Raw genomic sequence first — 25,341 nt, 5'->3', positions numbered from 1 at the left:
TGTGGCCCTTTCTATTTGACGCCGTACCGGGACAGGAATTTCGCCGAGAGCAACCGCAGCACGCGGTCGAAGACGAACCCCATGATGCCGAGCACGATGATCCCGACGAACGTCCAGTCGATCCGGCCGTAGTTGCGGGCCTGCCAGATCATCGAGCCGATACCGCGATCGGCGGCCACGATCTCGGCGGAGACGATGGTCAGGAAGCTGTTGCCCATCGCCAGCCGGGCCCCGGTGACGATGCCCGGCACCGCCGAGGGCAACACGACGGTCTTCATCAGTTGCAGCCGGTTCGCGCCCAGATTCGTCGCGGCTTGGAGTTTGTTCTCGCTGATCGCCACCGTGGCCGCGATGGTGCTCACCGTCACGATGAACACCGAGGTGTAGAAGATCAGGACGATCTTGGAGGTTTCGCCGATGCCGAACCACACCACCGCCAGCGTGACGAAGGCGATCGGCGGGATGAAGCGGAAGAACTCGATATAGGGGTCCAGCAACTGACGCACCAGGTTGACGCGCCCCATCAGGATGCCGATCGGGGCGCCGATCACGACGCCGAGGCTCCAACCGAGCAGGATTCGCTGCGCGGACGCCGAGACGGACGCCCACAGCACGCCGCGCTGGGTGAGTTCGACCGCCGCGGACCACACCTGCCCCGGAGAGGCGATGGTCGTCGGCCCGTACCACCACGCGAGGAAGGACCACACCGCGAGACCGAGCACCCCCGAGGCCACCCACAGCAGCGCGGTGCGGGTCACCCGCCCCGCCGCCGCGAGCGATTTGCGCTGTGTCCGTTTGGCATTCGCATTTCCAGCCGACGTTGCGGGGCGCTGCACGATGGCGGTCACAGCTCGTCCTCCTCGATACCTTGGTTCCGCAACGACGCCACGACCTCGGCACGGATGTCGTCGCGCAGTTGCTCGTACAGATCGATAACGTCGGGATGGGCGCGATCGCGCGGGCGAGGCGCGTCGACCTGGTAGATGCTCTTGATGCGGGCCCGCGGTCCGGCGGACATGACCACCACGCGATCGGCGAGCGTGAGCGCCTCGTCGATGTCGTGGGTGACGAATACGACGGTGCAGCCGGTGTGCCGCCAGATCTTGTCCAGTTCGATCTGCAGGACCTGCCGGGTCTGCGCGTCGAGGGCGCCGAACGGCTCGTCCATCAGGACCAGCGAGGGCTGATTGGCCAGCACACGGGCGATCTGCACGCGTTGGCGCATACCGCCCGAGAGCTGCGAGGGAAATTTGTCACCCGAGTGCGGCAGGCCCACCATGGCCAGGTATTCCGCCGCGATCCGCACCTGTTCGGCCTTGCTCGCCCCGTGCATGCGCGGTCCGTAGGAGACGTTCCCGCTGACGGTCATCCACTCGAAGAGCGCCTCCGAACTCTGGAAGACCATGCCCGCGTGCGGGTTGCCTCGCCTGACTGTCGTACCGTCACAGCGGATTTCCCCGACGGTGGGTTCGATGAAGCCCGCCATCGACGACAACAGGGTCGACTTCCCGCATCCGCTGGGGCCCAGGAGACAGACGAATTCGCCCTCCCGCACCTGTAGATCAATTCCCGAGACGATATCCGCGGCACCGAAACTTATTCCGAGGCTTTCGATTTCGACGGGAACGCCTTTGATTGCCGTTACACTCATCACGCACTCTTCCTGTACCAGTCGATGAGCATCGCCGACTGTAGGTCCGGTTGGTCGCGCAGGGCGCCGATCTTCTTGTAGAAATCGACGACCGACTGCGCCGACACGATGTCCTGCGCGGTCAGATTGTGGACACCGAAGTCGATTTCCTTGATCGCGGTGATGGTCTGGTCCTCGGCTACGTTCACCGCGGATTTCGTCGCCGCCGCGGCAGCCGGCGGATCGGATTCGACCAGCTGCGTGGCCTTGTCCAGAACCTGGGCGACCTTGCGCGCGGTGTCCTCGTGCGCGGCCAGCCACGGCTGGGTCGTGATCGCCCAGTGGTGGTAGAGCCAGTTGTAGTCGCCGGTCCGGGCGACGACATGTCCGGTGTGCTGACTCAGCGCCGCGGCGGGCCACGGCTCCCACAGCACGTACCCGTCGATGTCGCCGCGGCTCAGTAGCGCGGGCATGTCGGTCGGGGTAGCCGTGATCATCTTGACCGAGTCCGGCCGCACGCCGTGCGCTTCGAGATATTTCTCCGTGGAGATCTGGCTCAGGCCGGGGACGATGCCCATTTTCTGTCCTGCGGCCGGCGCATCGATCCCGTTGCGCAACACGACTTTGATGTAGTCGCCGGAGGATTCGTAGGAGTACATCGCCCGCAGCGCGGGATTTTCCCGCAGCTGCGCGATGGTGGTGGTGTCGGAGCTGCCCGCGATCTGGACCTGCCCCGTCGAGAGGGCGTCGACGGCCTCACCGCCCCGACCGAACTGCACCAGTTGCACATCCAGACCCGCCTGTTTGAACAGTCCCTCGTGGTCGGCGACGAAGAACGGCGCGTAGGAGGCATCGATGCCCACCGCGATCCGGATCGAACCGCCTGCCGAGTCGGCGGTGCTGTGCGTGGCCGGGCGGCTGCACGCGGCTGCCGCCATCGTGGCAAGGACAACCGCTGCGAGTGCAGCGCTACGGAATGGAGATCGCCAGGCCATATACCGACACCTTCGTTCTGTGATCTGGGCCGCATTCGTGCGGTGGTGTGAAGCAACTTAGCCATGTACGTCAGGGCTGGAAATCATCTCGGTCCGCCGAATGAACCCGCAGCGACGGCCTTACGCCGACGCAACATCCAGCGCGTCACGGGCACTGATTCCGGAAACATCGCGGCAATAATCCATTTGCGGCCGGAGTATTTTCATAGGGTCCAGTGCGGGCGATCGCCCATGCATACGCGCGCCACGTTCTGCGCCAGCCGTCAACGGGCGGTGGCCGGTCACGCACCACCATGCGTGACCGGCCACCGATATCGGCATCGTCCTGTCTCAGGCCGGTGCCGTAGCCTTCGCGGACGCCTCGGCCAGGAAGTCCAGACTCAGCGGGTTGTACTGCTCCGCCTGCTCGTGCTGCGGCCAGTGGCCGCACTCGGGGTACAGCTGCAGCCGCGCGCCGGGGATGTCCTCGGCCATCTTCTTGGCCTCCGGGACGTCACCGAAGGGATTCTCGTGGCCCCAGACCACCAGCGTCGGCGCCTGGATGCGCGCGAGCCGGTCCGGCCGCAGCAGGTTGCGCTGCCGAACCTCCATCTCCTGCAAGGACAGCAGGTTGTGGATGTTCGCGACGAAATCGGGCTGGTGATAGATCCGGTGCCGGACTTCGACGAGTTCCTCGGTGGCATCCGCCGGATCGTGCATCAGCAGCCGCAGCCGGTCCCGCGTCAGTTGAATGTCGTTGCTGCGCACTGCTTTCGTGGTGGAGGTCTTGATGCGGTCCATGATGGCGGGGTTCGCGACCGTGCCGCCCGCGGCGAGCAGTTGCAGCGACAGCACGCGCTCGGGCAGCTCACTCGCCAGATGGGCCGCCACCCAGCCGCCGAGCGACTCACCCACCAGATGTGCCCGCTGGATTCCGACCGCGTCGAGGTAGTCGACCAGATGCTCGACGTAGCGCGGGATTTCGTAGGGATAGTCCGGCTTGCCGGTGTAGCCGTGCCCCAGCATGTCGATGGCGTGGCATCGGTAGTGCGGCGCGTGCGCCGGGATGTTGCGCGCGAACGCCTCGAGATGGCCGCTGGTGCCGTGCAGGAACACCACCGCTTCCTCGCCGGTGCCGGCGCGCAGCGCGCGGGTAGGAATGCCGTTCGCATCGACGGTCGTCAGGCTGAAGTCGAGCCCGGCCAGTTCGTTCCAGATTGTCATGATCGTGTCCTTCGTGATGACGAGTTGCGAGGAGAGGGGTCGAGTACGGCGACGCCCATTCCGGTGAGCCATTCCGGAATGGCCTCGTAGGCAAGGCGTTCCGCCGGGATGTAGTCCAGGATGGCGGCCATCATGAGCCAGGTGCGCAGCTCCTGCGCGCCGTTCCCGGCCGCCTCCTGGACATAGTTCGTGGTGTACTCGGCGAGTTCGGCGGCCTTGCCCGCCGCGAAGAGGTCGAGCAGGTGATCATCGAACTCGGGCGTGATGGCGGCCTGCGCGGCCCGGATGATCTCGCGGCGGCGCACGTCGTAGTCCGACCAGTTCTCCCGGCCGTCCAGCCACGCCCGGACCATGAAATCCTCGTCCTCGCCGTGCGGGTCGCGCCAGTCCGGCCAGGGCAGCCGGTGCGAGAGCCCGCCGGACGCGATGACGACGACCCGCTTGTCCGCCGGGAAACTCGCGACCGCCGCGCGAATCGCGGTGGCGAGTTCCGCGGACCGCGCGAAGGTGGGCAGGGGTGGCGCGAAAACGTTGACCACCAGCGGCACGATCGGCACATCGAGTCCGTCGAGCAGGTACTGGATCGCATGGGACTGCCCGTGATCGATCTGCAGCCGCGCCGAGTACGCCAGATCGAAACGGCCGCTTTCGATCACGGTGTTCGCCAGGTAGCGGGCGAACTCGACATCGACCGGCTGCGGCCCCTTCGGAGTTCCGGATTCGCCGCTCGAAATACATTCCCCCACACCGAGAGTGAAGGCCGGAATGAGATCCAGCCAGAATCCGCGGAAGTGGTTGGAGCCGATGATCAGCGCGACGTCCGGCGCTGCGGCCGCGATCCGTTCCCGCGCGACGTACAGGGCGTTGCGGAAACGCTCGGCTTCCGCCTTGTGCGTGGTCTGCTCCCAGTGGGTGTTCATCAGAGTGCTGTGCGAGGCTCCGACCCCCAGCACGATCGTCGCCATCAGGCCATCCCTACTTCCTCGAGGCTGCGGGTGACCGTGTCGAGTGCGACACGGACCAGATACTTGGTGAGCTTCTCCGCGTCCCGCAGGTCCACCGTGTTCATGCCCATCGCGAAATCGACCTCGAACGGCGCGTCGACGACCTTCGGCATGCCGACCCGCACGGTGGGAATCCCTCGGCCGCGCAGGATGTTCGCGTCGGTCGCGCCGCTCGCGTCCCGGAACTCCCGGTGCGGAACGCCTTCGGCCGCCTCCCACGCCTCGACAGCCTTGCGGCACAGCCACATCCGTGGATCCGAACGCTCACCCGGAATCGCCAGTATCTGCTCCACGTCGACGCGGATGTCCAGTTCGGCGGCGATGCGCCGCACGGCCGCGACCAATTCGCGTTTGGCCGCGGTGGGCGTGGTGCGCGGGCTCAGGCGCAGATCCACCATCATGCGCACGCAGGCCGGTGTGAACGACGCGGTGCGCTCCCAGCCGCCGCGGATGTTCGCCACCATGCCCTGCGGCTGGACGAGCCCGTCGTCGTGCGCTCGCGAGTACCGCGGAAACCATTCCTCGAGCCGGGTGGCCACCGCCCCGGCCAGGGCCACCGGATTCCGGTACGGCAACCGGTGCCGCGAGCCCACGTACGTGTGGCTGCCGTGCACCGTGATCTCGAACCAGGCCAGGCCGACCTCTTCCCACGAGACGGTCCACCCCGGCTTGGCGATGAGGGCGTAATCCGCCCACACCCCCTGTTCGAGCAGGAAGGAGCAGCCGACGCCCTGACCGGTGTTCCGCCGCGGATTGCCTACGCCGGGACGGGCGTTGGTCGGCATCCCACCGGCCCCGAAACCCAGCAGCAGGTCTCCGGTGAGCGGCACGCCGGCCGCCCGGATCGCCTCTCCCGCGGCCAGCACGCAGGCGGCGTGCCCCTTCGGATTGGAGGCGCCCAGCCCGATGACGTAGTCCTCGACCGCCGTGGCTCGCGCGAGCATGTCCGCGCGCAGCGATTCACCGACCCACGGCAGATCCTCGTCGGGGTCGCCCGTGGTCACGGTGTCGATCGGCGCGTACAGCAGCAGGTCCGGTCCGGTGCCGTCGCCGCGCACCCGGCCCCACGAATTGGCTTGGCGGTCATCGAGATACATCGTCTGCGATTCGATGTCCGCCGCGGCCAGGGTGGTGGTGATGTGCCGGGCCAGCGGCGCCTCGTCACCGGTGGGACTCGCGATGTCGACGAGGCCGGTCAGCAACTCGCGCAACCGGTTCCGGTCCACCCGTGCGCAAGCCGCCTCGGCCCAGCGGCGTCGCCGGGGGTCCAGCCCGGCCAGCGCATCCGCTTCCACGACGGTCATCGACGAACCTGGTGTACCTGGGTATTGCTGTGCCGCGCGAGAATCCGCCACGCGGCGGGCGCGCCCACGACGGCAGCGCCGCCCGCGACGAAGGCGATCAGTGTCTTGAGCATGTACTTCCCCTATTCACTGGACGGAACGGAGCGTGCGGAGGCCGCCTCGCCGGTGCCGTTCTGTTTCGCCGACGCCCGGCGCGCACGCGCCTGCGCCACCGGCTGCTTGACGAATTCGACAGCGGCCGTGAGCTTTTCGGCGTACTCCTCTTCGGCGAGATTGCGCCATGCGGTCAGCGAGACGTCGGGCCGGTACAGTTTTTCCGGCGGCGCGTCGGTGACCTCGACCATCCACGCGTCCTGCCCGGAGAACTGACCGTGGAACAGCCAGCGGATCGCCCCGAGGTACTTCGCGTAGAAGCCGAGCTTGTGCACCCCGGTCACGAAATTCACCATCAGACCGACATATCGGTGATTGTCGTCGTCGACCGGCACGTAGAACTCGTAGTGGATGAAGTCGGGGTAGGCGATGCGCAGCACGCCGGGCATGGACAGGGACGCGAAGCCCGGGAAGTTCTGCGCCGCGATGACCGGATTCACCTCCAGTCCGGCGCCGACGTTGCCGATCTGTGAGACTTTCGTCTCGTCCGGCCGTTTCTTCCACCACCGCTTGTTGGTCCACTTCCCCACGCCGGGGAATTCCGCCTCCCAATACACCTCGTCCTGGACGCGGTAGAGCCATCGGCCCTCGCGCACGATGCGGGTGATGTTCCAGGTCGGCATCGGCTTGAACAGCCGCCACAGCGAGGTGCGGTGCAGATATTTCGCGTGCCCCTCGTCGAAGCCGTTCTCACAGGCGAAACGCCAGTTACCCGCACGCGGCTGAATACGACCGCCGACGATGCCCTCGTTCTCGACGAGTTCGCGCGGCAACTGCTCGTCCAGCGGCGGGGCGGGCTCGCGGGTGATCGGGATGTAGACCCAGACCAACCCCAGTCGCTCCTGCGCCGCGTACGTCTGCACCTCGACCTTGCCGCAGATCTTCGAATCCGGGCCGTCGGTGATGACCGCGACGAGCTTGCCGTCGGTCAGGCGATAGGTCCAGCCGTGGTAGGGGCAGCTGACCGTGCCGGGGAACTGCTGGTCGCCTTCCGACAGCGGCACCCCACGGTGGGGGCAGCGGTCGTGCAGCGCGTACACCTTCCCCGCGTCCCGGATGAGTGCGAGCTTCTCCCCGCAGATCGTGTAGCTCTGCGGGGTCCCGGTGATGTGGTTGGACCAGGTGACGGGATACCAGTAGCCGCGGTACCCGCTGCCGGCCGCATCGTACTTGGGCCAAGCCGTCCAGTCCTGCCTTCCGGCCGCACGCGGACGCTCAGGCACCTCCTGCGCGGCTTTCGGCGCCTCGACACCAGTCATGTGAAGTCCTCCCGAGACGAGATGAGTGATAGTGCGAATACTGGGCGAGTCCTGGCCGGACGCCAACGGATTCGGTTTACTCAGCAGACCCGGTCCGCGTTTGCGACCACCACGGCCTCACCTTCGGCGCACAGCACGCCGTCCCCGGTGTGCTCCCGCAATTCGAGCGTGACGAGCCCGTCGGCGACCTCGCGGACGACGCCGGTCACGACGAGTTCACACCCCACGTACGCGGGCGCGCGGTTGCGCCATCCCACGGAGACCACGCCACTGGGCCCGCCGGCGAACTCGGCCGCCGCGCGGAACAACAACGCACCGTGTAGCTGGGCCATCACCACGGGCGCGTCCAGGCCCTCGCTCGCGGCGTGGACCGGGTCGTAGTGGATGCGGTGCGCGTTGTGCGTGACAGCGCCGAAGCGCAGCAGGCGCACCGGGTCGGTCCGCAGCACGACAGGGTCGATGCCCTGGCCTGTGACGGCATGCGCACTGTGCGGGGCCGTCATCGGACGATGAACCTTTCGGTGACGGTGGCCAGTGCTCCGGCCCGCGCGGCTCGAAAGACCTTCGACACCGTCATCAGGAGAAACTCCGAGCCCGGCCGGCCTTTGCACGCCACGTCATCGAGCGTGCGCCGCACCGCGATCGGATCCCCGAGCGGCGTCTGCCGGTGGAAGGCGATGCTCTGCCCACCCGCCATCAGACGCACATCCAGTCCATCGGTGCCGGGGACCTCGTCGCGGAACATGCCGTCTTCGCGGTAGTCCCCGTCGACGCCGCCGTCGGGCCCGCGCAACAGGCTGGGCAGGTACAGGGGATGCACCTGGAAGCCTGTCGATCCGGGGTCCAGCAGCCGGGGGTCGCGTTCGCCGCACGCGCGCGCGAAGGCCACCGCCTCGGTAACCCGCAACGGGCCGAGATCACGGTGCTCGACGGTGCCGAGGAGGGCGTGAGCCCGATCCTGGGCCGTTCGCAGATCTGATCGCATGCGCCGCAAGCTAACCGCGCGCACCGGGGCACGGCCACAGACCGGGACCGCCCAGCGGACCCCGATCCTTCACACCACTCGCGAAATGCCGTCAAGTGTGCGCATGGCTCAACTACCGAACAGCTTGTACGCCGACGCGGCGGGCGTGAAGTTCCACTACCACGACCTCGGTGCCGGGAACCCCACGATCTTCCTGCACGGCGGCGGACCGGGCTGCACCGCCTGGTCCGACTTCGGTCCTGTCGCACCGCTTTTCGCGCGTGACCGCCGGGCGATACTGGTCGACATCCTGCAGTACGGCCGGTCGGAGAAGTGCACGATCACCGGCCCGATGTGGGATTTCCACGCGGCGAAGATCGTCGCGCTGCTCGACGAGTTGGCCATCGACCGCGCCGACTTCGTCTGCAACTCGTGGGGCGGAACGATCGCGCTCAACCTCGCGGCCAAATACCCCGACCGGGTGCGCGCGCTGGTGATCACGGGCAGCATGCCGGTGTTCCACGGCCCGCTCGCTCCGCTACCGGAGAACGGTCACCGCGGGCGGACGGCCCGGGACGTCTACTACGGCGGAGAAGGTCCCACCCGGGAGAAGATGCGTCAGCTGATCACCCGCCTCGAGTGGTTCGACGGCGACAAGCTCCCGTCCGAGACCCTCGACATGCGCTACGAACAGAGTCTCGACCCGGAGGAGATGGCTCTCGCGGCGGCGTCGGACAACCCACGGGGTGACTGGCAGGATCTCACCGCCGAACTCGGGATGATCACCGCGCCGGTGTTGTTCGCCTGGGGAATGTACGACGCCTTCCTCACGCCGGACTACCCGTTGATGCTGGCCAGAATGATCGAGCACGGACACCTGTACGTGATGGACAAGGCGTCGCATCACCTTCAGGAGGAACGGCCGTACGACTACTACTCCGTGGTGACCGGCTTCCTTGACCAACAACATTCGTGACGCGGTTCCGGTGCGCCCGCCCGAGGGCGCGGACCGGATTCGGCTCGTGCTCGTCCTGGGGGTGCTCACCGCACTCGGGCCGTTCACCGTGGATATGTATCTGCCTGCGCTGCCGACGATTTCGGCACATTTCCACACGACCGACACCGCCGTGCAGCTCACCTTGACGGGCACGTTGGCGGGACTGGCGATCGGCCAGCTCGTCGTGGGCCCGTTGTCGGACAGCTATGGGCGGCGCAGGCCACTGCTCGTCGGCACCGCCGTGCACGTCTCGGCCTCGGTGGCATGCTTCTTCGCACCTTCGGTCGCGGCACTCGGCGCCCTGCGCGCCCTCCAGGGTTTCGGTGCCGCCGCGACGGGGGTGATCGCGATGGCGGTCGTGCGTGACCTGTTCGTCGGTCGCGCCGCCGCGATCGTGCTGTCCCGGTTGATGCTCGTGATGGGCGTCGCTCCCATTCTCGCGCCGTCGGTCGGCGGGTTGGTGCTCAGCGCGGTCTCGTGGCAGGGGGTGTTCCTCGTACTGGCCGGGCTCGGTGCGGGCATGATGCTGCTCGGCGCCTGCGCCCTTTCCGAGACACTGCCGCCCGACGCGCGAGCCGAGCGCGGAATCTCGCACGCGCTCAACGGATATCGCACCCTGATCGGTGATCCGCGGTTCCTCGTCCTGGTGTTGGTGTGCGGCTTGGGCCGGTCGGTCCTGTGGGCCTACATCGCCGGGTCGTCCTTCGTGATGCAAGGCCAGTTCGGGCTCACATCGCAGACCTACGGTTTCGCCTTCGCGGCGGGGGCGGTGGTGTTGATCGGCGCCTCCCAGCTGAACGTCGCGCTACTGAAGCGATGGTCCCCGCTGCGGATCAGCCTGGTCTCGCTGCTGGTGAGTACGGCGGTCGGTGTGGCGTTCATCGTCCTCGCGGCAACCGCGACCGGCGGGTTCGCCGGTTTCGCGCTGCCGGTCCTGGCCCTGCTCGGCGCCACCGGATTCGTGATGCCGAACGCGCCCGCACTGGCGTTGTCCCAGCACGGCGCGATAGCGGGCACGGCCGCCGCGATGGTCGGCTTCGCACAGTTCGGCGCGGCGGCCGTGGTCGCACCGATCGTCGGGCTGCTGGGAAATACCAGCCTCGCGGTGGCGATCGTGACGACCGCATCGGCCGGGCTCGGTTTCGCCGCCCTGGGCGCGGTGAGCAGCAGACGTCCGCCCGTCCCGGGTGCTAGGCCGAGCGCGCGAGAGAGCCCAGTGTCCGGGTGATACCGGCGCCGGCGGTCTTCAGCGGGCCGGACATCCGCTCGAGTCGCATCCGTGCGGTGGTGGTAGACATGCCGACCGCCCCCACCAGCACCGAGTGCGACCCGAACACGGGCACCGCCGCGCTGACCACACCGAGGGCTACTTCCTCTGCCTCCACCGCGAGCATGTTCCGCCGGATCGTGACGAGCTGGCGGTGCAGATGCGCCGCCGACGCGACCGTCCGCCGGGTGTAGGCCGGCAGCCCGTTCTCGACAACCCCGGTGACCACATCGGCGGCGGACAACGCGAGGATCGCCTTGCCCGTCGCGGTCGCGTACAGCGGCAGCCGTCCCGCGACCCGGGACGGCATCTCGATCGCGCCATGGCCGACGATCTTGTCGATATAGAGCACGTCGAAACCGTCCCGAATCGCGAAATGCACCGTCGCGCCGGTCGCGGCATGCAGTTCCTGCAGGTACGGCAGGGCGGCATCGCGCAGCACCCGTTGCGTGGGCACCAGCTGTCCGAGCTCGAACAGACGCAGGCCGAGACGGTAGCTCGTCCCGGCTCGTTCGAGAACACCCCACTCGACCAGCGCGGTCGCCAGCCGGAACGTCGTAGCCTTGGCGACCCCGCTGCGGCGTGACAGTTCGGTCAGTGACAGCTCCCCCGCCTCGGCATCGAATGCCTCGAGCAGCAATTGCGCCTTACCCAGTACCGATTGCATGATCGCCTCCACGAACCCGGGCGGTCCACTCTCCAGACCAGGTCTGCACACCATACCGTTTGCCCGCATTGCGATCCATGGGGGGATTTCGCCAGTGGCGTCCGAGCGCACCATCATGTCGAAGAGCGCATGGCTACGGCGGCTTCTTCTGTTCGCGGCAGCCTCGTTCTCGAGTTGTGAGGGTCAGTCCCTGGTCGCCGCCTTGGCGACGAAATCTCCGATGGAGGGTTCGACCGCGTCCCGAACTCGAATCGTCTTGGGGAGCAGCTTGTTCACCGCGAGGAGGTCGGCGGCATGCTGCTGTTCGTCGAGGAATTCCTCGGTCACCGGGCCGATCCCGAACGGTCGGCCGCGCAGGGCGGCTTCCCAGGCGTCGAGGTCGGCGGTGCCACCGCGGGCGACGATGTCGTCGACGAAGTACTGGGCCGCATGGCGCGGATTCTCTACGATCCAGGCGTCGGATTCCTGTAGCGCGGTGATGACGGCTTCCAGTGCGGGGCGATTGTTCTCGGCGAACTCGCGGCGGGTGAACCAGAGGGAGGGGTGGCTGAACACGGACTCGGTGTCGACGAGGGTGTGCAATGTCGTGGCAGCTTCGACCGCGGTCAGGCCAGGATAGGCGCCGACCCAGGCATCGAGGGAGCCGTCGAGCAGCAGCGCGCCGCCGTCGTGGACATCGGTGTCGACCGGTTCGATATCGGCCCAACCCAGTCCTGCCTTCTCCAGCGCGAACAACAGAAGGGTGGTCTGCCAGGATCCGTGCGCGATCCCGACCCGCTTGCCCTTCAGGTCGGCTACCGACTCGATTCCGTTGCCTGCCTTGGTGACCAAACGCCCGTTCTCGATGCGAGGTCCGGAGATGCCGACGTACACGATGTCGCGATCGTTGCCGAGTGCGGTGATCGGCGGGGTGAAGCCGGTGCCGATGAAGTCGTAGCCGTCCTCGGTGAACAGGTAGTCCGAATGCACCGACGGCAGCGCGGATTTCACGTCGGCGCGGCCGGGCTGGGGCAGGGCGCGCAGATCCACCCATTCCACATCGGGCAGTGCGCGTTCCAGGATGCCGCGGTGGCGCAGGACGAACAGGGAGTTGTTGTGCGGGAAGTAGCCGACACGAACGGTCACGGGTGCTCCTCGAAAGTTGTTGCGGGACGAATCAGATCAGGCCGCGGCGGCGGGCCTCGTCGGCCAGACCCGTGCGACCCCACTGCACGGCCAGATTGGATTTGTCGAATTCGACTGAGCCGCCGAGGGTTTCGGCGATGGCCTGGTATTGGGCTCCCTCTTCCAGCAGAACCACCAGTTTCGCCAGGTCCAGGAGTCCGGCGCGGCCGATGACGTTCGCGCCGCCGTTGGCCTCGAAGATGGCGATCAGGTCGGGATCCTGGGTGAGCCGGTCCAGGACGAACGCACCCGCGCCGATGCTGCGGTCGATGTGCGGCGGGATCTCCCGCGACAGGGTCAGGCGCTGCACGGCCGCGTAGCGGATGGGGAAGGTGCGGTGGGTCTGGGCCCAGCCACCCAACCAGGGACTGTGCACGTGCACCACGGAGGTGATCTCCGGATGGGCGCGGAACACCGGGGCGTAGCCGGTGACGAAACCGGCAGAGCCGTTGCCGGACAACACTTCTCCATCGAACGTCGCCACTACGGGCTGCACGCTGCGGTCCTCGGCCCAGGGCCCGGGTTCGTTCAGTGCGACGGCGATGTCCGCCCCGGGCACGCGTTCGACGAAGTTGACGGTTCCGTTGCCGGTCACGGTGCCGGTATCGCGGAATACCCGGAACGCCTTCTCCGCGTCACGGGTCGCGGCGGCTACGAAGTCGGCCACGGTGTCGCCGAGCCGAATCTCGGTGCTGGTCATGATTTCTCCTAGTGGGCGTGGGTGAGCGCGGACGCACCGGCCGTGGTGGTCAGGCGGGAGCGGCCGAGCAGTGGCAGCACTTCCTCCCCCACGCGGTAGGCCTCTTCGAGATGCGGGTTACCGGCGAGGATGAAGGCGTCGACGCCGAGGTCGATCAGCTCGTCCAGACGCTGCGCGACCTGCTCATAGCTGCCGACCAGGCCGAAGGCAGGGCCGCCGCGAATCAGGCTGAACCCGCACCAGACGTTGGGCTGCACCTCCAGATCCCGGTAGCCGGTGATGGTTTCGGGTACCCAGCCCTTGATGCGGCCCGCGCCCACCGAATCGCCCTGCGCGGCACGGTTGGCCGCGTCCCGGTCGACGAAGGCCCAGCCCTTGCGGATCTCGTCCCAGGCCGCCTCTTCGGTGTGCCGGGCCAGGATGTCGATGCGGACCGCGAATTTCGGTGTGCGACCGATCTTCTCGGCGTGGGTGCGCACGCCGTCGAATTTGGCGCGCAGGTCGCCGAACGGCTCGAGCCAGGACAGGTAGTAGTCCGCATGCCGGCCGGCGGCCTGGACCGCGGCGCCCGAGGACCCGGAGAAGTACACCTCCGGGAAGGGCTGACCGGCCAGGCCCGGTGGCAGTGCGGCGCCCTCGGTGCGGAAGAAGCGGCCGTCGTGCGAGTACGGGTCGCCATCCCAGACTCCGCGCAGCACGTCGAGGAATTCGCTGGTGCGGGCATAGCGGTCGTCGTGGGAAACCTTGTCGCCCCACCACAATTGGGCAGGCCCACCACCACCGCTGATGATGTTGTAGACGAGCCGGCCCCCGGTGGCACGCTGCAGGCTCGCCGACATTCGCGCGGCTTGCACCGGGTGCAGGAAGCCCGGCTGGAAGGCGACCATGAATCGGTAGGTGGTGGTCTCGCGGGCCAGTGCGGCGGCGAAGGCCCAGGGATCCTCGGTGACCGGGAACGAGGGCAGCAACCCGCCCAGGAATCCGGCGGACTCGCTGGCCCTGGCGACGGCGGCGACATGGTCGATGTAGCTGTAGCCGTCCAGTTCTCCGCCCCGGATGGCCGGAGCGATGTTGCCCGGCCCGTACCCGCCGACGTTGCCGCGGTTGTAGCGGCGCGGCGTGCGCAACGAGGCCTGGTCGCCTTCCATGCCGATGCGCCAGTAGATATCGATGGTCATACCGCGGCCTCCTTCAGCGTTCGTGTGGCCGGATCGGCGAGGAACAGCAGGTGCTCGCCGGCGCGGTGCACCTCTTCGATGTGCGGGTGGCCGGTGAGTACGACGGTGTCGAATCCGGTTGCGGCGTATGCCCGAAGCTGCCGGGCCACCTGCTCGTAACTGCCGACCAGGCCGATGGTCTGCGGATGTCCGATGGCGTCGAAGCCTGCCCAGCGCCCGTCCCCCAAGCTCAGCGAGCGCGCACCGGGGCCGTCCGGACGCACCTCGCGCCATTGCCTTTCCGCGCGCGCCCAGGCTTCGTCCTCGGTTTCGCGGGCGATGATCGGCAGTTCGAGCCCGGCGCGCACGGTGCGGCCGGTCTCGGCGGTGCGGGCTCGCAGCCCCGCCAGCTCTTCGGCCGGACCGTGGGGTGTTTCGGTGAACAGGTGCACATCGCCGTGCTGGGCCGAAAGATCCAGTGCGGCAGCGGAAGTGCCTGACAGCTGGACTTCAGGGAACGGCAGGCCGGACAATACGCCACGGAAACCGCCGTCGATCACGTCGAAGTACTCCCCCGCGAACTCGACCCCGGTGCCGCGGAATCCGGCGCCCGGCACGGGTTCGGAGTTCCAGACCCCGCGTGCCACGGTGAGGAATTCGGCGGCTCGGGTGTAGCGATCGTCTCCGGTCACGCGGTCACCACGGCTGCGCCCGTCCTCGGTGTCGGTATCCACCGCCAGCCGCCATCCCAGCCGCCCGCCCGACAATCGCTGCAGGGTGGCCGACATTTTGGCCGCGTACACCGGAGTGCCGAAGGCGGGCTGGAATTCGACGACGACCCGGCTGTGGCGGGTCGCGCGCAACGCTCCCCCGGCCACGATCCAGGATTCCTCGCCGAGCGGATCGTAGGGGGCGAGAACCCCGTCGAGTCCGGCCAGTTCGGCGGCATCGATCACTTGATGCAGGTCGTCGAAGGGCCCGAAACGGCCGGGCCGCACGTCGGTGGGCTCGCGATCGGCCGCTCGCGGGGCACCGATACCCGTCGCCGGGATGGGTGCCGGATCGGAGAAGCCGCCGCGGTGGCGCAGTTCGGGGCGCGCGCGCCGACCGTCGCCGCGGCTGGGCAGCCGCCACAGGAATTCGGTCATGCCGCTACCTGCCCGGCGGCGACGAGTTCGCGGGCGCGTGCCAGCGGTTCCGGGGCAACCCAGGATTCGAGATCGAAGTCGGCGGACAGGAATCCGTGGGTATACAGGAACTGTTTCTGGACACCCAGGAGTTCCACCCGATCGTCGTCCAGTGTCGGGTGCAGGCCGCGATGGAAGTCCGTCCCATAGGCTGCCGCGACGCCTTCGGGGCCGGAGAGGGTTTCGCGTTGCAGCACGCTGCGCACACCGTCGAGGTTGTCGGCGGCCCAGTCGGCGGCTCGCAGACTCTGCGCGAGGAAACCGATCACCACCTCTGGAGCGGTATCGAGCAGATCCTGGTGCACCGTGATCGGGCGCGGGGTGCCGTTGTTCACGCGCAGCCGCCTCGTCTCGGTGGCATCGAGGTCCACGGCCACCCGCAAACCGTGCTGCGCGGCGACTTCCTGTGCGCGTGCGCCTTTGACATAGATGGCGTCCACCTCACCGCGCACGAGTTCCTCCGCACCCCAGGTCACTCGACGAGCACGCTGTTGAATTTCGGTGCGCACCTGCGGATCTCGTTCGACGCCCAGCTCGACGACGGTGACGTCGGCGAGGCCGAGCCCACCCAGGCGCAGGGCGCTGGTGAAGCCGTGCAGCGCCATGGCTCGCGGGAAGCTGCGCGCCTGGTCCTGCGCCCAGGCCGGAATACCGATCCGCAGGCCGGCCAGCTCGGCGGGCGTGCGCACCGGCGAATCCGGGCCCACCAGAATTGCCTGGGCCTCGTCGATCCAGGTCAGACCGATCAGCCGGGTCGGCGAGCCCTGCGCCCTGGCGGCGATCGCGGGCACATTACCGCCCTCGCGGATCAGTCCGGGCAGTCCGTGATCGAAGTGGGATCCGGCCAGTTCCGGCCCGGCGTCCTGCAGAACACCGAACCGCAGGCCGTTACGCTGGGCGGTATCCCCCAGCCAGCCGAGGCTGTGCGCAAGACCGCTGGCGGTGGGGACCGGGCAGCGCGTGTACCAGAGTGTGTCGGTCATCGAATACTCCTGAAGGTCAAGGGGTTCGGTGGTTGTCGGCGACGCGTCCAACGCCGAGTTCGGCGAGCAGACTCGCCCGATAGCGCAGGGCCTCGGGGTCCGTGCGGTCCCGGGGGTGGGTGAGATCGATATCGATGTCGACCGCGAAGCGGCCGCGGTCCAGGACCAGGACGCGGTCGGCGAGCCGGACCGCCTCGTCCACGTCGTGCGTGACCATGAGCACGGCGGGGCGATGCCGGGCCACGAGGTCGCCGACCAGATCCTGCATCTGCAAACGGGTCAGCGCGTCCAGGGCGGCGAACGGCTCGTCCAGCAACAGCAGTTCGGGTTCCCGGACCAGGGCACGGGCCAGCGCCGCACGCTGGGCCTCACCGCCGGACAGGGTGGCCGGCCACTGGCGCGCCTTCCCGTCGAGCCCCACCTCGGCCAAGGCGCGCAGGCCCGCGTCACGCGTCGACTTCGCGCGGCGCTGCCCGACAACCACATTGGCCAACACCCGCTTGGACGGAATGAGCCGGGGCTCCTGGTAGACGGTGGTGCGGACGGCAGGTACCAGCACCTGTCCCGCATCCGGCACCTCCAGCCCGGTGAGCAGACGCAGCAGGGTCGTCTTGCCGGTGCCACTGGGACCGAGCAGCACCACGAATTCGCCGCGGCGGATGGTCAGATCCACACCGTCGAGAACAACCTTGTCGCCGAACGCTTTTCGCAACCCTTCGATGCGCACGGCCGCCGGTGCGACGGTGCGAGTTTCATCCACGATGGTCATCGGATCGCCACCTGTCGCTGCCATGGCATCGCGAAGCGTTCGATCAGCCGCACCACACCGTCGAAGATCAGACCCAGCAGCGCGTAGAGCACGACACACAGGACCATGTAGTCGGTCCGGTTGTATTCCTGTGCGAGGGTGACCAGGTATCCGACGCCCTTGCTGGTACCGACCTGTTCGGCGGCGATCAGACCGGTGATGCTGATGGACAGGCACACTCGCAGCGCCATGAGCACGCCCGGCAGCGCCGAGGGCAGGATCACCTCGACCACCAGCCGCGTACCGGTCAGACCGAATCCGCGCGCAGCCTCCACCACCTTGCGGTCCACATTGCGCACCCCGAGGTAGGTGTAGGCGTACATCGGCGCGATGGTGGCGACCGCGATGAGCAGCACCTTGTACAGCTCGTCGATACCGAACCACGCGATGAACAGCGGCACCAGCGCCAGGAACGGGACCGCGCGCACGATCTGCATCGTGGAGTCGACCAATTCCTCACCGAGACTGGATAATCCGGCCGCGAGCCCGAGTAACAGACCCGCGGTCACGCCCAGCAGGACGCCGAAGGCCGCGCGGGTGAACGAGGCGAGCGCGAAGTCGGCGAGCTGGCCGCTGCGCGCCAGTTCGGTGAACGCCGACCAGACCTTCGGCGGCCCCGCCAGCACCTGCGGTGACAGTGCGCCGGTCGCCGAACCGATCCACCAGCCGGCCACGATCAGTGCCGGCAGCAGGATGCGCAGTGGCACCGAAAGCCATGCGGGCCTGCGCTTCTCGACTCTGCTGCGCGGTGGTGCGAGCGGGCCCGCCGATTCGGCACGAGCGACGACGGCGGTCATCTCAGCGCCCCTTCTGCACTGCGGCCAGCTGATCGGGGCTCAGCTTGGCCTTCAGGTCGTAGAAGATGTCGGCGGCGGTGATCTTGCGGCTGATGACGCCGTTGTCGGCGAACAGGTTCACCACATCGGCGAGGTCCGCGGCATCGGAGTCCCGCGGCAGCCGGGGAATGGTGGCCTCCGCGTCGACCCGCAGCGCATCCGCCAGCCGGGCGCCGCTGAGCGCCGTGGGCCCGCTGCGCTCGAAGACGTTCTCGAACGCGGTCGGATTGTCGTGCTGCTGGGCGGTCAGCCCTTGCAGCACTTCGAGATATTTGGCGGCGACTTCCGGTCGCTTGTCGAGGATTTCGGTGCGGAACACCACCACCGTGTTGTCCTTGGAACCGATGCTCTGTTCGGTGGCGATCTCGACGCCGCCGTTGGCCTTGGCCTCCTGGTACGGCACCAGGAACGAGGCCCACGCGTCGACCTTGCCGGTGGCGAAGGCAGAGGCGGCGTCCTTCTGCTGCAACTGAACCCGCGTCACCTTGTCGGCCGGGACTCCGGCCTGGGCCAGCGCCTTGAGCAGGATATATTCGCCCTTGCCCGCCGGATTCACCGCGACCCGTTTGCCGACCAGATCGGTCACGGAGTGGATACCAGAAGCCTTGGTGGCGATGATGCCGCTCTGGTCTTTACCCGCCGGATCCTGCACCGCCGCGATCCGCACGGCCACGTCCTTGGACAGTGCGCCCACGACGGGACTGAACGCGGCCCCGGACACGTCGAGTTGCCGGGTGTTGAACAGCTTCAGCATGGAGCTGAAACCCGGTGTGGTGGTGACCCATTCGACCTTCGCGCCGAGTGGGGCCAGCGCCTTGTCGAAGGTCCCGTCCCGTTTGGCCACCGCCAGCGGACCCGAATTTCCCGGATCGGCCACCTTCAAGACCAATTCTTTACCCGGGCCCGCGTCGGTAGCGGCTCCGGAGCCACACGCCGCGGCCAGAGCGACGACGGGAGCGAGCGCGAGCGCGAGACGCCAGCCGTGTGGCCTGCGCGTGCGGAACATCGTGGAGCACCTCTTCCGAATTCATCGACCGAAGTCGAGCGACTACTCGGCGACAGTAGGTCCGCGCGAGATTCGATACGAGGTAATGCTTTCCGAAGATCGGAAAGCTTGACAGATCAGCCGTTCAGATGCAGGGGTGCCGAAGTCCCGGTTATTGACCAATTTTACTCAGCGGTACAGGTTTTCACGCATCGTGAATACAAATCGGCCTTCGGACATCATTCCGAATATCGGAAAGCTTGTACCGTCCATGCTGCCCGACCGTGTTACGGTCGGGCTCGTGGAATCCTCCGGTGTGCAGACCGTCACCCGCGCCCTATCGGTCCTCGACTGTTTCCGCGACGGCGAGGACCGCGGCGTATCGGAAGTCGCCCGTCAGCAAGGGCTGGCGATCAGTACCACTCACAGACTGCTCACCGCCCTCGTCCAGGCCGGATTCCTGGACAAGGACGAAGCCTCGAGTCGGTATCGCATGGGCGGAGCGCTGGCCGAATACGGTCAGATCGCGTACCGCCAGCATCGGATCTATCTCGCCGAGCCCAGCCTCGAGCAGCTCGCGGCCACCACTGGCGCGAATGCTTCGGTCGCCATCCGCCACAGCATTCACGCCGTTCTGCTCGGCACCAGTCGCTGGCGGGAAACCGACGGACACCGCCTGATGGGCGTGCGCCTACCCCTGCACGCAAGCGCCCTGGGCAAGGCCCTGCTCGCCTGGTCCGACACCCCCGATGACTTCCTCGACACACTCCCCTACGACGAGGGCACCACCCGATCCGTCTCCACCCCAACCGAACTCCGCACCGAACTGGACAACACCCGCGCCCGCGGCTACGCCTACAACGACGAAGAACTAGACCCCGGCTTCCGCACCATCGGCCTGCCCATCCTCACCCCGGCAGGAGACTGCCGCTTCGCCCTCGGCCTCCGCGGCCCGACCACCCTCATGATCCCCGAACGAGTCCCGTTCCTCGTCGAACTGGCCACGGTGACAGCCGCCGACATTGCCGCCCGCTTCGCCACATCCTGAGAAGACATCACGGATAATGCTCGATCCAGCACGCCCTTCGCCCGACAATTGTTGCTCGCGGAGCGCACCGGTCGAGCCCCGGCTGGGGGCAGGCTACCCGGGACAGACCACCAGCGGTGGCCGGGCTGCCGACATCGGCATTCGCCGCGTGCGACTTCCCCCGAATCGGCGGGTCGCAGAGGTGCGATCAGCTCTCCAGCTCACAGATGATCACAGGAATCTCACGCGTGGTCCGAGTCTGGTAATTCGCGTACCCCTTGTACGCCTTGGTGATCTGCGGCCACAGCTGCGCACGCTCCTTCGGATTCGCGGTGCGGGTGCGCACCCTGCGCCGACGACCATAGATCACCAGTTCGGCATCCGGGTGAGCTTGGAGATTGCGGTACCAATCCGGATGCCGATCGTCGCCGCCCTTCGATGCGACCAGGACCACCCGATCCGAGTCGTGCACCGGAGAGGTGAGGTAGCAGGACCGTGGCTGCCCGGACTTCCGCCCGATGGTATGCAATTCGACCACCGGCATCCCGAATGGATTGGCCAGCAACCTGTTTCCACTGACCGTGAGAACCACACGGTGCGCGAGGTTCATCAACTTCGCCCCGCCGTCTTTTACCGCGTTCTTACCCACCGCATGCCCCTTGTCGCGAATCTTCGCCACGGCTCACGACCGGGCCGCCGCTCGCGACCCCAGTCGACCACCGAAGCAGGAGTTAACGGCGCATACATTAGCAGAGGTGTGAGCGACGTCAACATTCGATCGATCTTCATCGCGCGCATGAGGGAAGTTCGCTCACCATCCGCGACCCCCAAGGACGCCAGAGCATGTCCGAGCGGCCGGCCCGGCTTCGACCCATGGTCGGTTTCGCTGGATGAATCCCCATCGGTCACGTGCGCTCGACCGCACCCGGCCGAAGTCGCGTTCGCTACCCTCGCCCCACCGCTCCGAGTACTGCGGCCACCGCCGAATCGACGCGTTCGGCGACGGCCGCCGGCGACGAGGCATCCAATTTGCCGTCGAGATGCAAGAAGGCCAGACCGTGGACCAGGGCCCATACCGCAGTGGCCATCGGCTCCGGATCTGCATCCGGAAATGCTTGCTGCACAAGTAATTTGAGGTATTCATTGATCGCCTCCGCAGCCGCGACGCGCTCGGGGCTGGTCGGATCACACGGTTCGGCGAACATCACCCGGAACATTCCCGGACGTGTCAGAGCGAAGCGGACATAGACGTTCGCGACCGCGGCCAGACCTTCGGGCGTCGCCTGCGCGGAGTGCGCCGCGGCCAGCTCTTCGGCCAGCTCACGGTAGCCCACCGCCGCAACCGCGGACAGCAGTGCGTCGCGGTCGGCGAAGTGCCGGTAGGGCGCAGCGGTGGACACCCCCGCCCGCCGCGCCGCCGCGCGCAGCGACAGTTCGGCGGCCCCGCCCTCCTCCAGCAGCTCCACCGCAGCGCGTACCAGGGCATTGGGCAGATCGCCGTGGTGATACGACGTGGTCGACGTTGCCATAGCTAACCACTTTAACAAGTGTTGACGCCGCTTACATTCTGCTCTAATGTTAGCACCGCATACTCGATATGAGTGTTGTGACCATCCCCTATTCGAAGGAGATCGCCGATGCCCAGCGCTTCAGCACAGGACGGGCTGTTCTCACCGGTTCAGCTGCGGTCCGGTTCGGTGTTACCGAACAGAATCGCGAAAGCGGCCATGGAAGAAGGTCTAGCCGGACAGGGGCAGTTGCCGGACGAGCGATCCATCGCCCTGTACCGGCGGTGGGGAGCCAGTGGCGCGGGACTGCTGATCACCGGAAATGTGATGGTGCACGCGGAAGCGCTGACCGGCCCCGGCGGCATCGTCCTGGACGCCGACTCCCCACTGGAGCCGTTCGCGGCGTGGGCGTGGGCGGGTAAGGCCGCCGGGGCGGCGATGTGGATGCAGATCAGCCACCCCGGTCGCCAAGTACAGGCGAATATGCCCGGAGTCGCCTGGGGCCCTTCGGATATCGCCGTCGACGTGGGCCGGCACTCCAAACGATTCGCCAAGCCCGTGGCGATGACCGTCGACCAGATCCGCGAGACGATCGACCGGTTCGCCATCACCGCCGAGCGGGCCGAGCTGGCCGGATTCGATGGCGTGGAAATCCATGCCGCACACGGATATCTGCTGTCCCAGTTCTTGTCCCCGCTGGTGAACAACCGCATCGACGAGTGGGGCGGCTCGCTCGAGAACCGAGCACGACTGCTGACCGAGATCGTGCGCGCCACCCGTTCGGTGGTGTCACCGGAATTCGCCGTGGCGGTGAAACTCAATTCCGCGGACTTCCAGCGCGGCGGCTTCGACGCCGACGACGCGCACCAGGTCATCGGCATGCTCGCCGCGCTGGGCGTCGACCTGGTGGAGGTATCCGGCGGCAGCTACGAAAGCCCCGCCATGTCCGGCCGGCCCACCGACGGACGCACGGCCGCGCGCGAGGCATACTTCCTGGAACTGGCCGCAAACCTGGCAAAGAGCAGCCCGATCCCGCTCATGCTCACCGGCGGTATCACGCGCAGCGACACCGCCGAACACGTGCTGGCCGAGAAGGTCGCCGTCATCGGGATGGGCACCGCGCTTGCGGTCACCCCCGATCTGCCCAACCGGTGGCGCGAAGGACTCGGCGCGGCCGGAACATTGAAACCGGTGAACTGGTCCGACAAACCGCTCGCCTCCCTGGCGCAGATGGCGCAGGTCCGCTACCAGATGCGGCGGATGGCGGCCGGGAAGGAGCCCGCCCCCGGCATCCGGCCGACGCTCGCACTCATCGCCGACCAGCGTGCGAAGGCGCGCGCACTGCGCCACTACTCCCGATGGCTGACATCCGAGCAACGGGAACAGACCACAACCCCGACCGCCCGTGCGGCAGTGCGCTGAGTCCACGCACGGTCGTCCCCGCGAACCGACCGCCACTCGAAAGAATCTGCGAGCAACCTACACAGGGATTCGGTGAGGATCCATCAGCCGAACTCGGCGATATCGCAACAGGATTGACCCGCACCCTTCGAACCATTAATGTTAACAGTGCAAACTTCCCGCCGGTCACCCCCGATCGTTCGAAACGAGAACCGGCATTGTCGCCATGATTGTGACCGGACGCTGAAACACAGATTTTCGAGTCTCCCCACCGCCGCCCCAGGAGGTATAAGGGCTATGACACAAGTGCTGTTCGTGATTTCGGCCGCGGACCGCTGGACCCTGAACGACGGCACAGTACACCCCTCGGGATACTGGGCCGAAGAGGTCGCGGTTCCCCACCGGATCTTCTCCGAAGCCGGCTGGCACATCACCGTGGCCACACCAGGCGGGAAAGCGCCGACACTCGACCGGCTCAGCCTCGGCATCGCCGGCGGCATGCCGCGGAAACGCCGGGAGGTGCGAAGTTACCTCGAGCGCATCGCTGACGCCCTCGCCCATCCAGTGGCGCTGGACAGCGTCGATCCGGACGCCTTCGATCTCGTGTTCTACCCCGGCGGCCACGGCCCGATGGAAGACCTCGCCTACGACGAGACCTCCGGTGCGCTACTGACCGAACGCCTGACGTCCGGCAAGCCTCTCGCCCTGCTGTGCCACGCACCGGCCGCGATTCTCGCCGGGACCACCCCCGACGGCAATTCCCCGTTCGCCGGCTACCGGATGACCGGGCTGTCCAACCGCGAGGAACTGCTGAACCGGTTCGCGAAGAAAGCACCCTGGCTACTCGAGGACAAACTGAAAGAGACCGGCGTGAACTACTCCAAGGCGCTAATTCCGTTGCGGCCCTATATCGTTGTCGATCGAAATCTCTATACCGGACAGAATCCCCAGTCCTCGCGGCAACTGGCCGAGCGGCTCGTCGCCGATATCGGCACGCACTCGACGACCTAGACCGAGCATCGCTGCCATCGATCGGGTAGCACTCTCGCCCGCACCGCACCGCTGCGAGATCGACCGCGGATCCATTGTCGACTCCGCGTACATACAGCCATCCACCCGATCTTTACACCGCCTACATTCGAGTGAGCGAGTTGCATCCCATGCCATCCACCAGCCAGGACACTGTCGAGGTCATCCTGGGCACCCGCACCCTCAGCGTCCCCGCGGGCGGCCTCTACGACAGATACCGGATGAGGACCGATCTGGACGATATCGCCCGAGATCCGCACGTCAGCAGCGTCGACTTCTTCCGGAACACCCCCAAGACCGAGGTCGATTCCCGTATCGGCAAGACACTCACCCCGAACTTCTACTACCGCATCTCGACCGCGCGCCTGGTGATCCTGGCCCGCTCCCGCACTATCCGCGCCCGGCTGCCCGTGGAGTTGACACCGCTGGAGATCGCGCCGGGACTCGGATTGGCCTCGGTCATGTTCTTCCGCTACGACGTGTGCGATATCGACTTCTACACCGAAGTCGGCATCGGCGTCGCGGTCCGCCCGGCCCGGCACAGGGGCCCGGGCTTGGTGGATCTGCTCGCCGGACTCAGCGACGACCACCTGCATTCGTACGTGCTCTCGCTCCCGGTATCCACCCAGATCGCCCAGGTACGCGGGCATGACGGGTACGGCTTCCCCAAATGGGTCACCGATATCGATGTGCAGATCGACCCCGGCCGCACTACCGCACGGGTAGCCGCCGCCGACGGGCGGACCGATATCGCCTTCTCCGCGCCGACCCCCGCCCAGAAAGCGCATCGCACCGGCGAACGTGTGTCGACGTTGACCTCCTACACACGGATGGACGACGCCTGGCATTCCACCAAGAGTGAGATCAACATGCTCTCGGGCGGGAGCGCGCTGCTGCCACGCAACATCGACCTCGAACTCGGGCACGGCCGGCTGGCCGAGGACCTGCGTTCACTCAACCCGATCAGAACTCTGCGGCTCGATGTCATGACCGAGGGCCAGCTCGCCCTGCACATGCCCGTCCCCACCTCGGTTCCCAGCCGAAAATAGCTGCACCGCAACAACAAACGCACCAACAGGCACCGAGATCAAGCCGCCACATCTCCTCGTGGCC

Annotated in this window: 26 protein-coding genes; 6 read left to right on the top strand and 20 right to left on the bottom strand. The window is 67.1% G+C overall.

The features are described from left to right. Positions 1–11 precede the first annotated feature (11 nt). The 9 genes from NM2_RS24600 to NM2_RS24560 all read right to left on the bottom strand — a co-directional run bounded on the left by NM2_RS24600 (position 12) and on the right by NM2_RS24560 (position 8,533). Complete coding sequence (locus NM2_RS24600; RefSeq protein ID WP_067673266.1) at positions 12–848, bottom strand: ABC transporter permease; 837 nt, start codon at positions 846–848, stop codon at positions 12–14. Then, positions 845–1,651: an ABC transporter ATP-binding protein gene (locus NM2_RS24595; protein ID WP_157121284.1), complete on the bottom strand. Its 807-nt coding sequence runs from the start codon at positions 1,649–1,651 to the stop codon at positions 845–847. The genes NM2_RS24600 and NM2_RS24595 overlap by 4 nt, the downstream gene beginning before the upstream one ends. After that, positions 1,651–2,568, bottom strand: coding sequence for an ABC transporter substrate-binding protein (locus NM2_RS24590; RefSeq protein WP_245718194.1), 918 nt, complete (start codon positions 2,566–2,568; stop codon positions 1,651–1,653). The genes NM2_RS24595 and NM2_RS24590 overlap by 1 nt, the downstream gene beginning before the upstream one ends. A gap of 387 nt (positions 2,569–2,955) precedes the next feature. After that, positions 2,956–3,828: an alpha/beta fold hydrolase gene (locus NM2_RS24585; RefSeq protein WP_067673261.1), complete on the bottom strand. Its 873-nt coding sequence runs from the start codon at positions 3,826–3,828 to the stop codon at positions 2,956–2,958. Next, positions 3,825–4,793: a DODA-type extradiol aromatic ring-opening family dioxygenase gene (locus NM2_RS24580; protein ID WP_067673259.1), complete on the bottom strand. Its 969-nt coding sequence runs from the start codon at positions 4,791–4,793 to the stop codon at positions 3,825–3,827. Before NM2_RS24580 ends, NM2_RS24585 begins: the two co-directional genes overlap by 4 nt. Next, complete coding sequence (locus NM2_RS24575; protein ID WP_067673257.1) at positions 4,793–6,136, bottom strand: M20 family metallopeptidase; 1,344 nt, start codon at positions 6,134–6,136, stop codon at positions 4,793–4,795. The genes NM2_RS24580 and NM2_RS24575 overlap by 1 nt, the downstream gene beginning before the upstream one ends. Positions 6,137–6,258: 122 nt before the next feature. Beyond that, on the bottom strand, positions 6,259–7,548 hold the full coding sequence (locus NM2_RS24570) for a Rieske 2Fe-2S domain-containing protein (RefSeq protein ID WP_067673255.1): 1,290 nt from the start codon (positions 7,546–7,548) through the stop codon (positions 6,259–6,261). 80 nt (positions 7,549–7,628) lie between these two features. Further along, positions 7,629–8,051: an HTD2 family dehydratase gene (locus NM2_RS24565; RefSeq protein WP_067673253.1), complete on the bottom strand. Its 423-nt coding sequence runs from the start codon at positions 8,049–8,051 to the stop codon at positions 7,629–7,631. Then, positions 8,048–8,533 carry an FAS1-like dehydratase domain-containing protein gene (locus NM2_RS24560; protein ID WP_067673251.1) on the bottom strand — a complete coding sequence of 162 codons (486 nt, stop codon included), beginning with the start codon at positions 8,531–8,533 and terminating at the stop codon, positions 8,048–8,050. Before NM2_RS24560 ends, NM2_RS24565 begins: the two co-directional genes overlap by 4 nt. A 103-nt stretch (positions 8,534–8,636) precedes the next feature. Between NM2_RS24560 and NM2_RS24555 the strand changes: the two genes are divergently transcribed. Then, a complete protein-coding gene (locus NM2_RS24555) occupies positions 8,637–9,488 on the top strand; it encodes an alpha/beta fold hydrolase (protein ID WP_174575672.1) in 852 nt (283 codons plus the stop codon). Beyond that, the gene (locus NM2_RS24550; protein ID WP_084531513.1) at positions 9,469–10,737 is read left to right on the top strand and encodes a multidrug effflux MFS transporter; all 1,269 of its coding nucleotides are present in this window, start codon (positions 9,469–9,471) and stop codon (positions 10,735–10,737) included. The genes NM2_RS24555 and NM2_RS24550 overlap by 20 nt, the downstream gene beginning before the upstream one ends. Here NM2_RS24550 and NM2_RS24545 read toward each other — a convergent pair. The 9 genes from NM2_RS24545 to NM2_RS24505 form a co-directional block, all read right to left on the bottom strand. Then, the gene (locus tag NM2_RS24545) at positions 10,700–11,443 is read right to left on the bottom strand and encodes an IclR family transcriptional regulator (RefSeq protein ID WP_174575671.1); all 744 of its coding nucleotides are present in this window, start codon (positions 11,441–11,443) and stop codon (positions 10,700–10,702) included. The genes NM2_RS24550 and NM2_RS24545 overlap by 38 nt on opposite strands. A gap of 183 nt (positions 11,444–11,626) precedes the next feature. Continuing rightward, a complete protein-coding gene (locus NM2_RS24540; RefSeq protein ID WP_067673249.1) occupies positions 11,627–12,568 on the bottom strand; it encodes an ABC transporter substrate-binding protein in 942 nt (313 codons plus the stop codon). A 31-nt stretch (positions 12,569–12,599) separates the two neighbouring features. Then, a complete protein-coding gene (locus NM2_RS24535) occupies positions 12,600–13,307 on the bottom strand; it encodes a class II aldolase/adducin family protein (RefSeq protein ID WP_067673247.1) in 708 nt (235 codons plus the stop codon). An 8-nt stretch (positions 13,308–13,315) separates the two neighbouring features. Then, complete coding sequence (locus NM2_RS24530) at positions 13,316–14,485, bottom strand: LLM class flavin-dependent oxidoreductase (RefSeq protein WP_067673245.1); 1,170 nt, start codon at positions 14,483–14,485, stop codon at positions 13,316–13,318. After that, positions 14,482–15,612: an LLM class flavin-dependent oxidoreductase gene (locus NM2_RS24525; RefSeq protein ID WP_067673243.1), complete on the bottom strand. Its 1,131-nt coding sequence runs from the start codon at positions 15,610–15,612 to the stop codon at positions 14,482–14,484. The genes NM2_RS24530 and NM2_RS24525 overlap by 4 nt, the downstream gene beginning before the upstream one ends. Next, positions 15,609–16,634: an ABC transporter substrate-binding protein gene (locus NM2_RS24520; RefSeq protein WP_067673241.1), complete on the bottom strand. Its 1,026-nt coding sequence runs from the start codon at positions 16,632–16,634 to the stop codon at positions 15,609–15,611. Before NM2_RS24520 ends, NM2_RS24525 begins: the two co-directional genes overlap by 4 nt. A gap of 16 nt (positions 16,635–16,650) precedes the next feature. Continuing rightward, complete coding sequence (locus NM2_RS24515) at positions 16,651–17,403, bottom strand: ABC transporter ATP-binding protein (RefSeq protein WP_067673324.1); 753 nt, start codon at positions 17,401–17,403, stop codon at positions 16,651–16,653. Continuing rightward, entirely contained in the window at positions 17,400–18,239 is an 840-nt protein-coding gene (locus NM2_RS24510) for an ABC transporter permease (protein WP_067673238.1), read from the bottom strand. The genes NM2_RS24515 and NM2_RS24510 overlap by 4 nt, the downstream gene beginning before the upstream one ends. Position 18,240: 1 nt before the next feature. Beyond that, a complete protein-coding gene (locus NM2_RS24505; RefSeq protein ID WP_067673236.1) occupies positions 18,241–19,284 on the bottom strand; it encodes an NrtA/SsuA/CpmA family ABC transporter substrate-binding protein in 1,044 nt (347 codons plus the stop codon). A gap of 250 nt (positions 19,285–19,534) precedes the next feature. Here NM2_RS24505 and NM2_RS24500 point away from each other — a divergent pair, with 250 nt between their 5' ends. Further along, positions 19,535–20,311: an IclR family transcriptional regulator gene (locus NM2_RS24500; RefSeq protein ID WP_067673234.1), complete on the top strand. Its 777-nt coding sequence runs from the start codon at positions 19,535–19,537 to the stop codon at positions 20,309–20,311. A gap of 187 nt (positions 20,312–20,498) precedes the next feature. On the opposite strand, the gene NM2_RS24495 is transcribed toward NM2_RS24500, so the two are convergent. Both NM2_RS24495 and NM2_RS24490 read right to left on the bottom strand, forming a co-directional pair. Further along, complete coding sequence (locus tag NM2_RS24495) at positions 20,499–20,900, bottom strand: nitroreductase/quinone reductase family protein (RefSeq protein WP_067673322.1); 402 nt, start codon at positions 20,898–20,900, stop codon at positions 20,499–20,501. Positions 20,901–21,234: 334 nt separating this feature from the next. Next, positions 21,235–21,819 carry a TetR/AcrR family transcriptional regulator gene (locus NM2_RS24490; RefSeq protein WP_067673232.1) on the bottom strand — a complete coding sequence of 195 codons (585 nt, stop codon included), beginning with the start codon at positions 21,817–21,819 and terminating at the stop codon, positions 21,235–21,237. Positions 21,820–21,927: 108 nt separating this feature from the next. Between NM2_RS24490 and NM2_RS24485 the strand changes: the two genes are divergently transcribed. The 3 genes from NM2_RS24485 (at position 21,928) to NM2_RS24475 (ending at position 25,277) form a co-directional block, all read left to right on the top strand. Next, positions 21,928–23,220 carry an NADH:flavin oxidoreductase/NADH oxidase family protein gene (locus tag NM2_RS24485; RefSeq protein ID WP_067673230.1) on the top strand — a complete coding sequence of 431 codons (1,293 nt, stop codon included), beginning with the start codon at positions 21,928–21,930 and terminating at the stop codon, positions 23,218–23,220. Positions 23,221–23,496: 276 nt separating this feature from the next. Continuing rightward, the gene (locus NM2_RS24480; RefSeq protein WP_067673228.1) at positions 23,497–24,210 is read left to right on the top strand and encodes a type 1 glutamine amidotransferase domain-containing protein; all 714 of its coding nucleotides are present in this window, start codon (positions 23,497–23,499) and stop codon (positions 24,208–24,210) included. Between the two features lie 149 nt (positions 24,211–24,359). Further along, a complete protein-coding gene (locus NM2_RS24475; RefSeq protein ID WP_067673226.1) occupies positions 24,360–25,277 on the top strand; it encodes an acetoacetate decarboxylase family protein in 918 nt (305 codons plus the stop codon). Positions 25,278–25,341: the final 64 nt, after the last annotated feature.

This window comes from Nocardia miyunensis NBRC 108239 (assembly GCF_001613065.1).
Taxonomy (GTDB): domain Bacteria; phylum Actinomycetota; class Actinomycetes; order Mycobacteriales; family Mycobacteriaceae; genus Nocardia; species Nocardia miyunensis.
The sequence above is the reverse complement of the archived record's forward strand: the minus strand, read 5'-3'. Positions and strand labels throughout refer to the sequence as shown.

Coding starts and splice junctions, on each gene's coding strand:
- NM2_RS24585 (WP_067673261.1), bottom strand. CDS start 3,828: ATGACAATCTGGAACGAACTGGCCGGGCTCGACTTCAGCCTGACGACC.
- NM2_RS24565 (WP_067673253.1), bottom strand. CDS start 8,051: ATGACGGCCCCGCACAGTGCGCATGCCGTCACAGGCCAGGGCATCGAC.
- NM2_RS24520 (WP_067673241.1), bottom strand. CDS start 16,634: ATGACCGACACACTCTGGTACACGCGCTGCCCGGTCCCCACCGCCAGC.
- NM2_RS24575 (WP_067673257.1), bottom strand. CDS start 6,136: ATGACCGTCGTGGAAGCGGATGCGCTGGCCGGGCTGGACCCCCGGCGA.
- NM2_RS24480 (WP_067673228.1), top strand. CDS start 23,497: ATGACACAAGTGCTGTTCGTGATTTCGGCCGCGGACCGCTGGACCCTG.
- NM2_RS24525 (WP_067673243.1), bottom strand. CDS start 15,612: ATGACCGAATTCCTGTGGCGGCTGCCCAGCCGCGGCGACGGTCGGCGC.
- NM2_RS24505 (WP_067673236.1), bottom strand. CDS start 19,284: ATGTTCCGCACGCGCAGGCCACACGGCTGGCGTCTCGCGCTCGCGCTC.
- NM2_RS24530 (WP_067673245.1), bottom strand. CDS start 14,485: ATGACCATCGATATCTACTGGCGCATCGGCATGGAAGGCGACCAGGCC.
- NM2_RS24510 (WP_067673238.1), bottom strand. CDS start 18,239: ATGACCGCCGTCGTCGCTCGTGCCGAATCGGCGGGCCCGCTCGCACCA.
- NM2_RS24580 (WP_067673259.1), bottom strand. CDS start 4,793: ATGGCGACGATCGTGCTGGGGGTCGGAGCCTCGCACAGCACTCTGATG.
- NM2_RS24570 (WP_067673255.1), bottom strand. CDS start 7,548: ATGACTGGTGTCGAGGCGCCGAAAGCCGCGCAGGAGGTGCCTGAGCGT.
- NM2_RS24590 (WP_245718194.1), bottom strand. CDS start 2,568: ATGGCGGCAGCCGCGTGCAGCCGCCCGGCCACGCACAGCACCGCCGAC.
- NM2_RS24545 (WP_174575671.1), bottom strand. CDS start 11,443: ATGCAATCGGTACTGGGTAAGGCGCAATTGCTGCTCGAGGCATTCGAT.
- NM2_RS24515 (WP_067673324.1), bottom strand. CDS start 17,403: ATGACCATCGTGGATGAAACTCGCACCGTCGCACCGGCGGCCGTGCGC.
- NM2_RS24475 (WP_067673226.1), top strand. CDS start 24,360: ATGCCATCCACCAGCCAGGACACTGTCGAGGTCATCCTGGGCACCCGC.
- NM2_RS24560 (WP_067673251.1), bottom strand. CDS start 8,533: ATGCGATCAGATCTGCGAACGGCCCAGGATCGGGCTCACGCCCTCCTC.
- NM2_RS24495 (WP_067673322.1), bottom strand. CDS start 20,900: ATGAACCTCGCGCACCGTGTGGTTCTCACGGTCAGTGGAAACAGGTTG.
- NM2_RS24555 (WP_174575672.1), top strand. CDS start 8,637: ATGGCTCAACTACCGAACAGCTTGTACGCCGACGCGGCGGGCGTGAAG.
- NM2_RS24595 (WP_157121284.1), bottom strand. CDS start 1,651: ATGAGTGTAACGGCAATCAAAGGCGTTCCCGTCGAAATCGAAAGCCTC.
- NM2_RS24500 (WP_067673234.1), top strand. CDS start 19,535: ATGCTGCCCGACCGTGTTACGGTCGGGCTCGTGGAATCCTCCGGTGTG.
- NM2_RS24535 (WP_067673247.1), bottom strand. CDS start 13,307: ATGACCAGCACCGAGATTCGGCTCGGCGACACCGTGGCCGACTTCGTA.
- NM2_RS24485 (WP_067673230.1), top strand. CDS start 21,928: ATGCCCAGCGCTTCAGCACAGGACGGGCTGTTCTCACCGGTTCAGCTG.
- NM2_RS24490 (WP_067673232.1), bottom strand. CDS start 21,819: ATGGCAACGTCGACCACGTCGTATCACCACGGCGATCTGCCCAATGCC.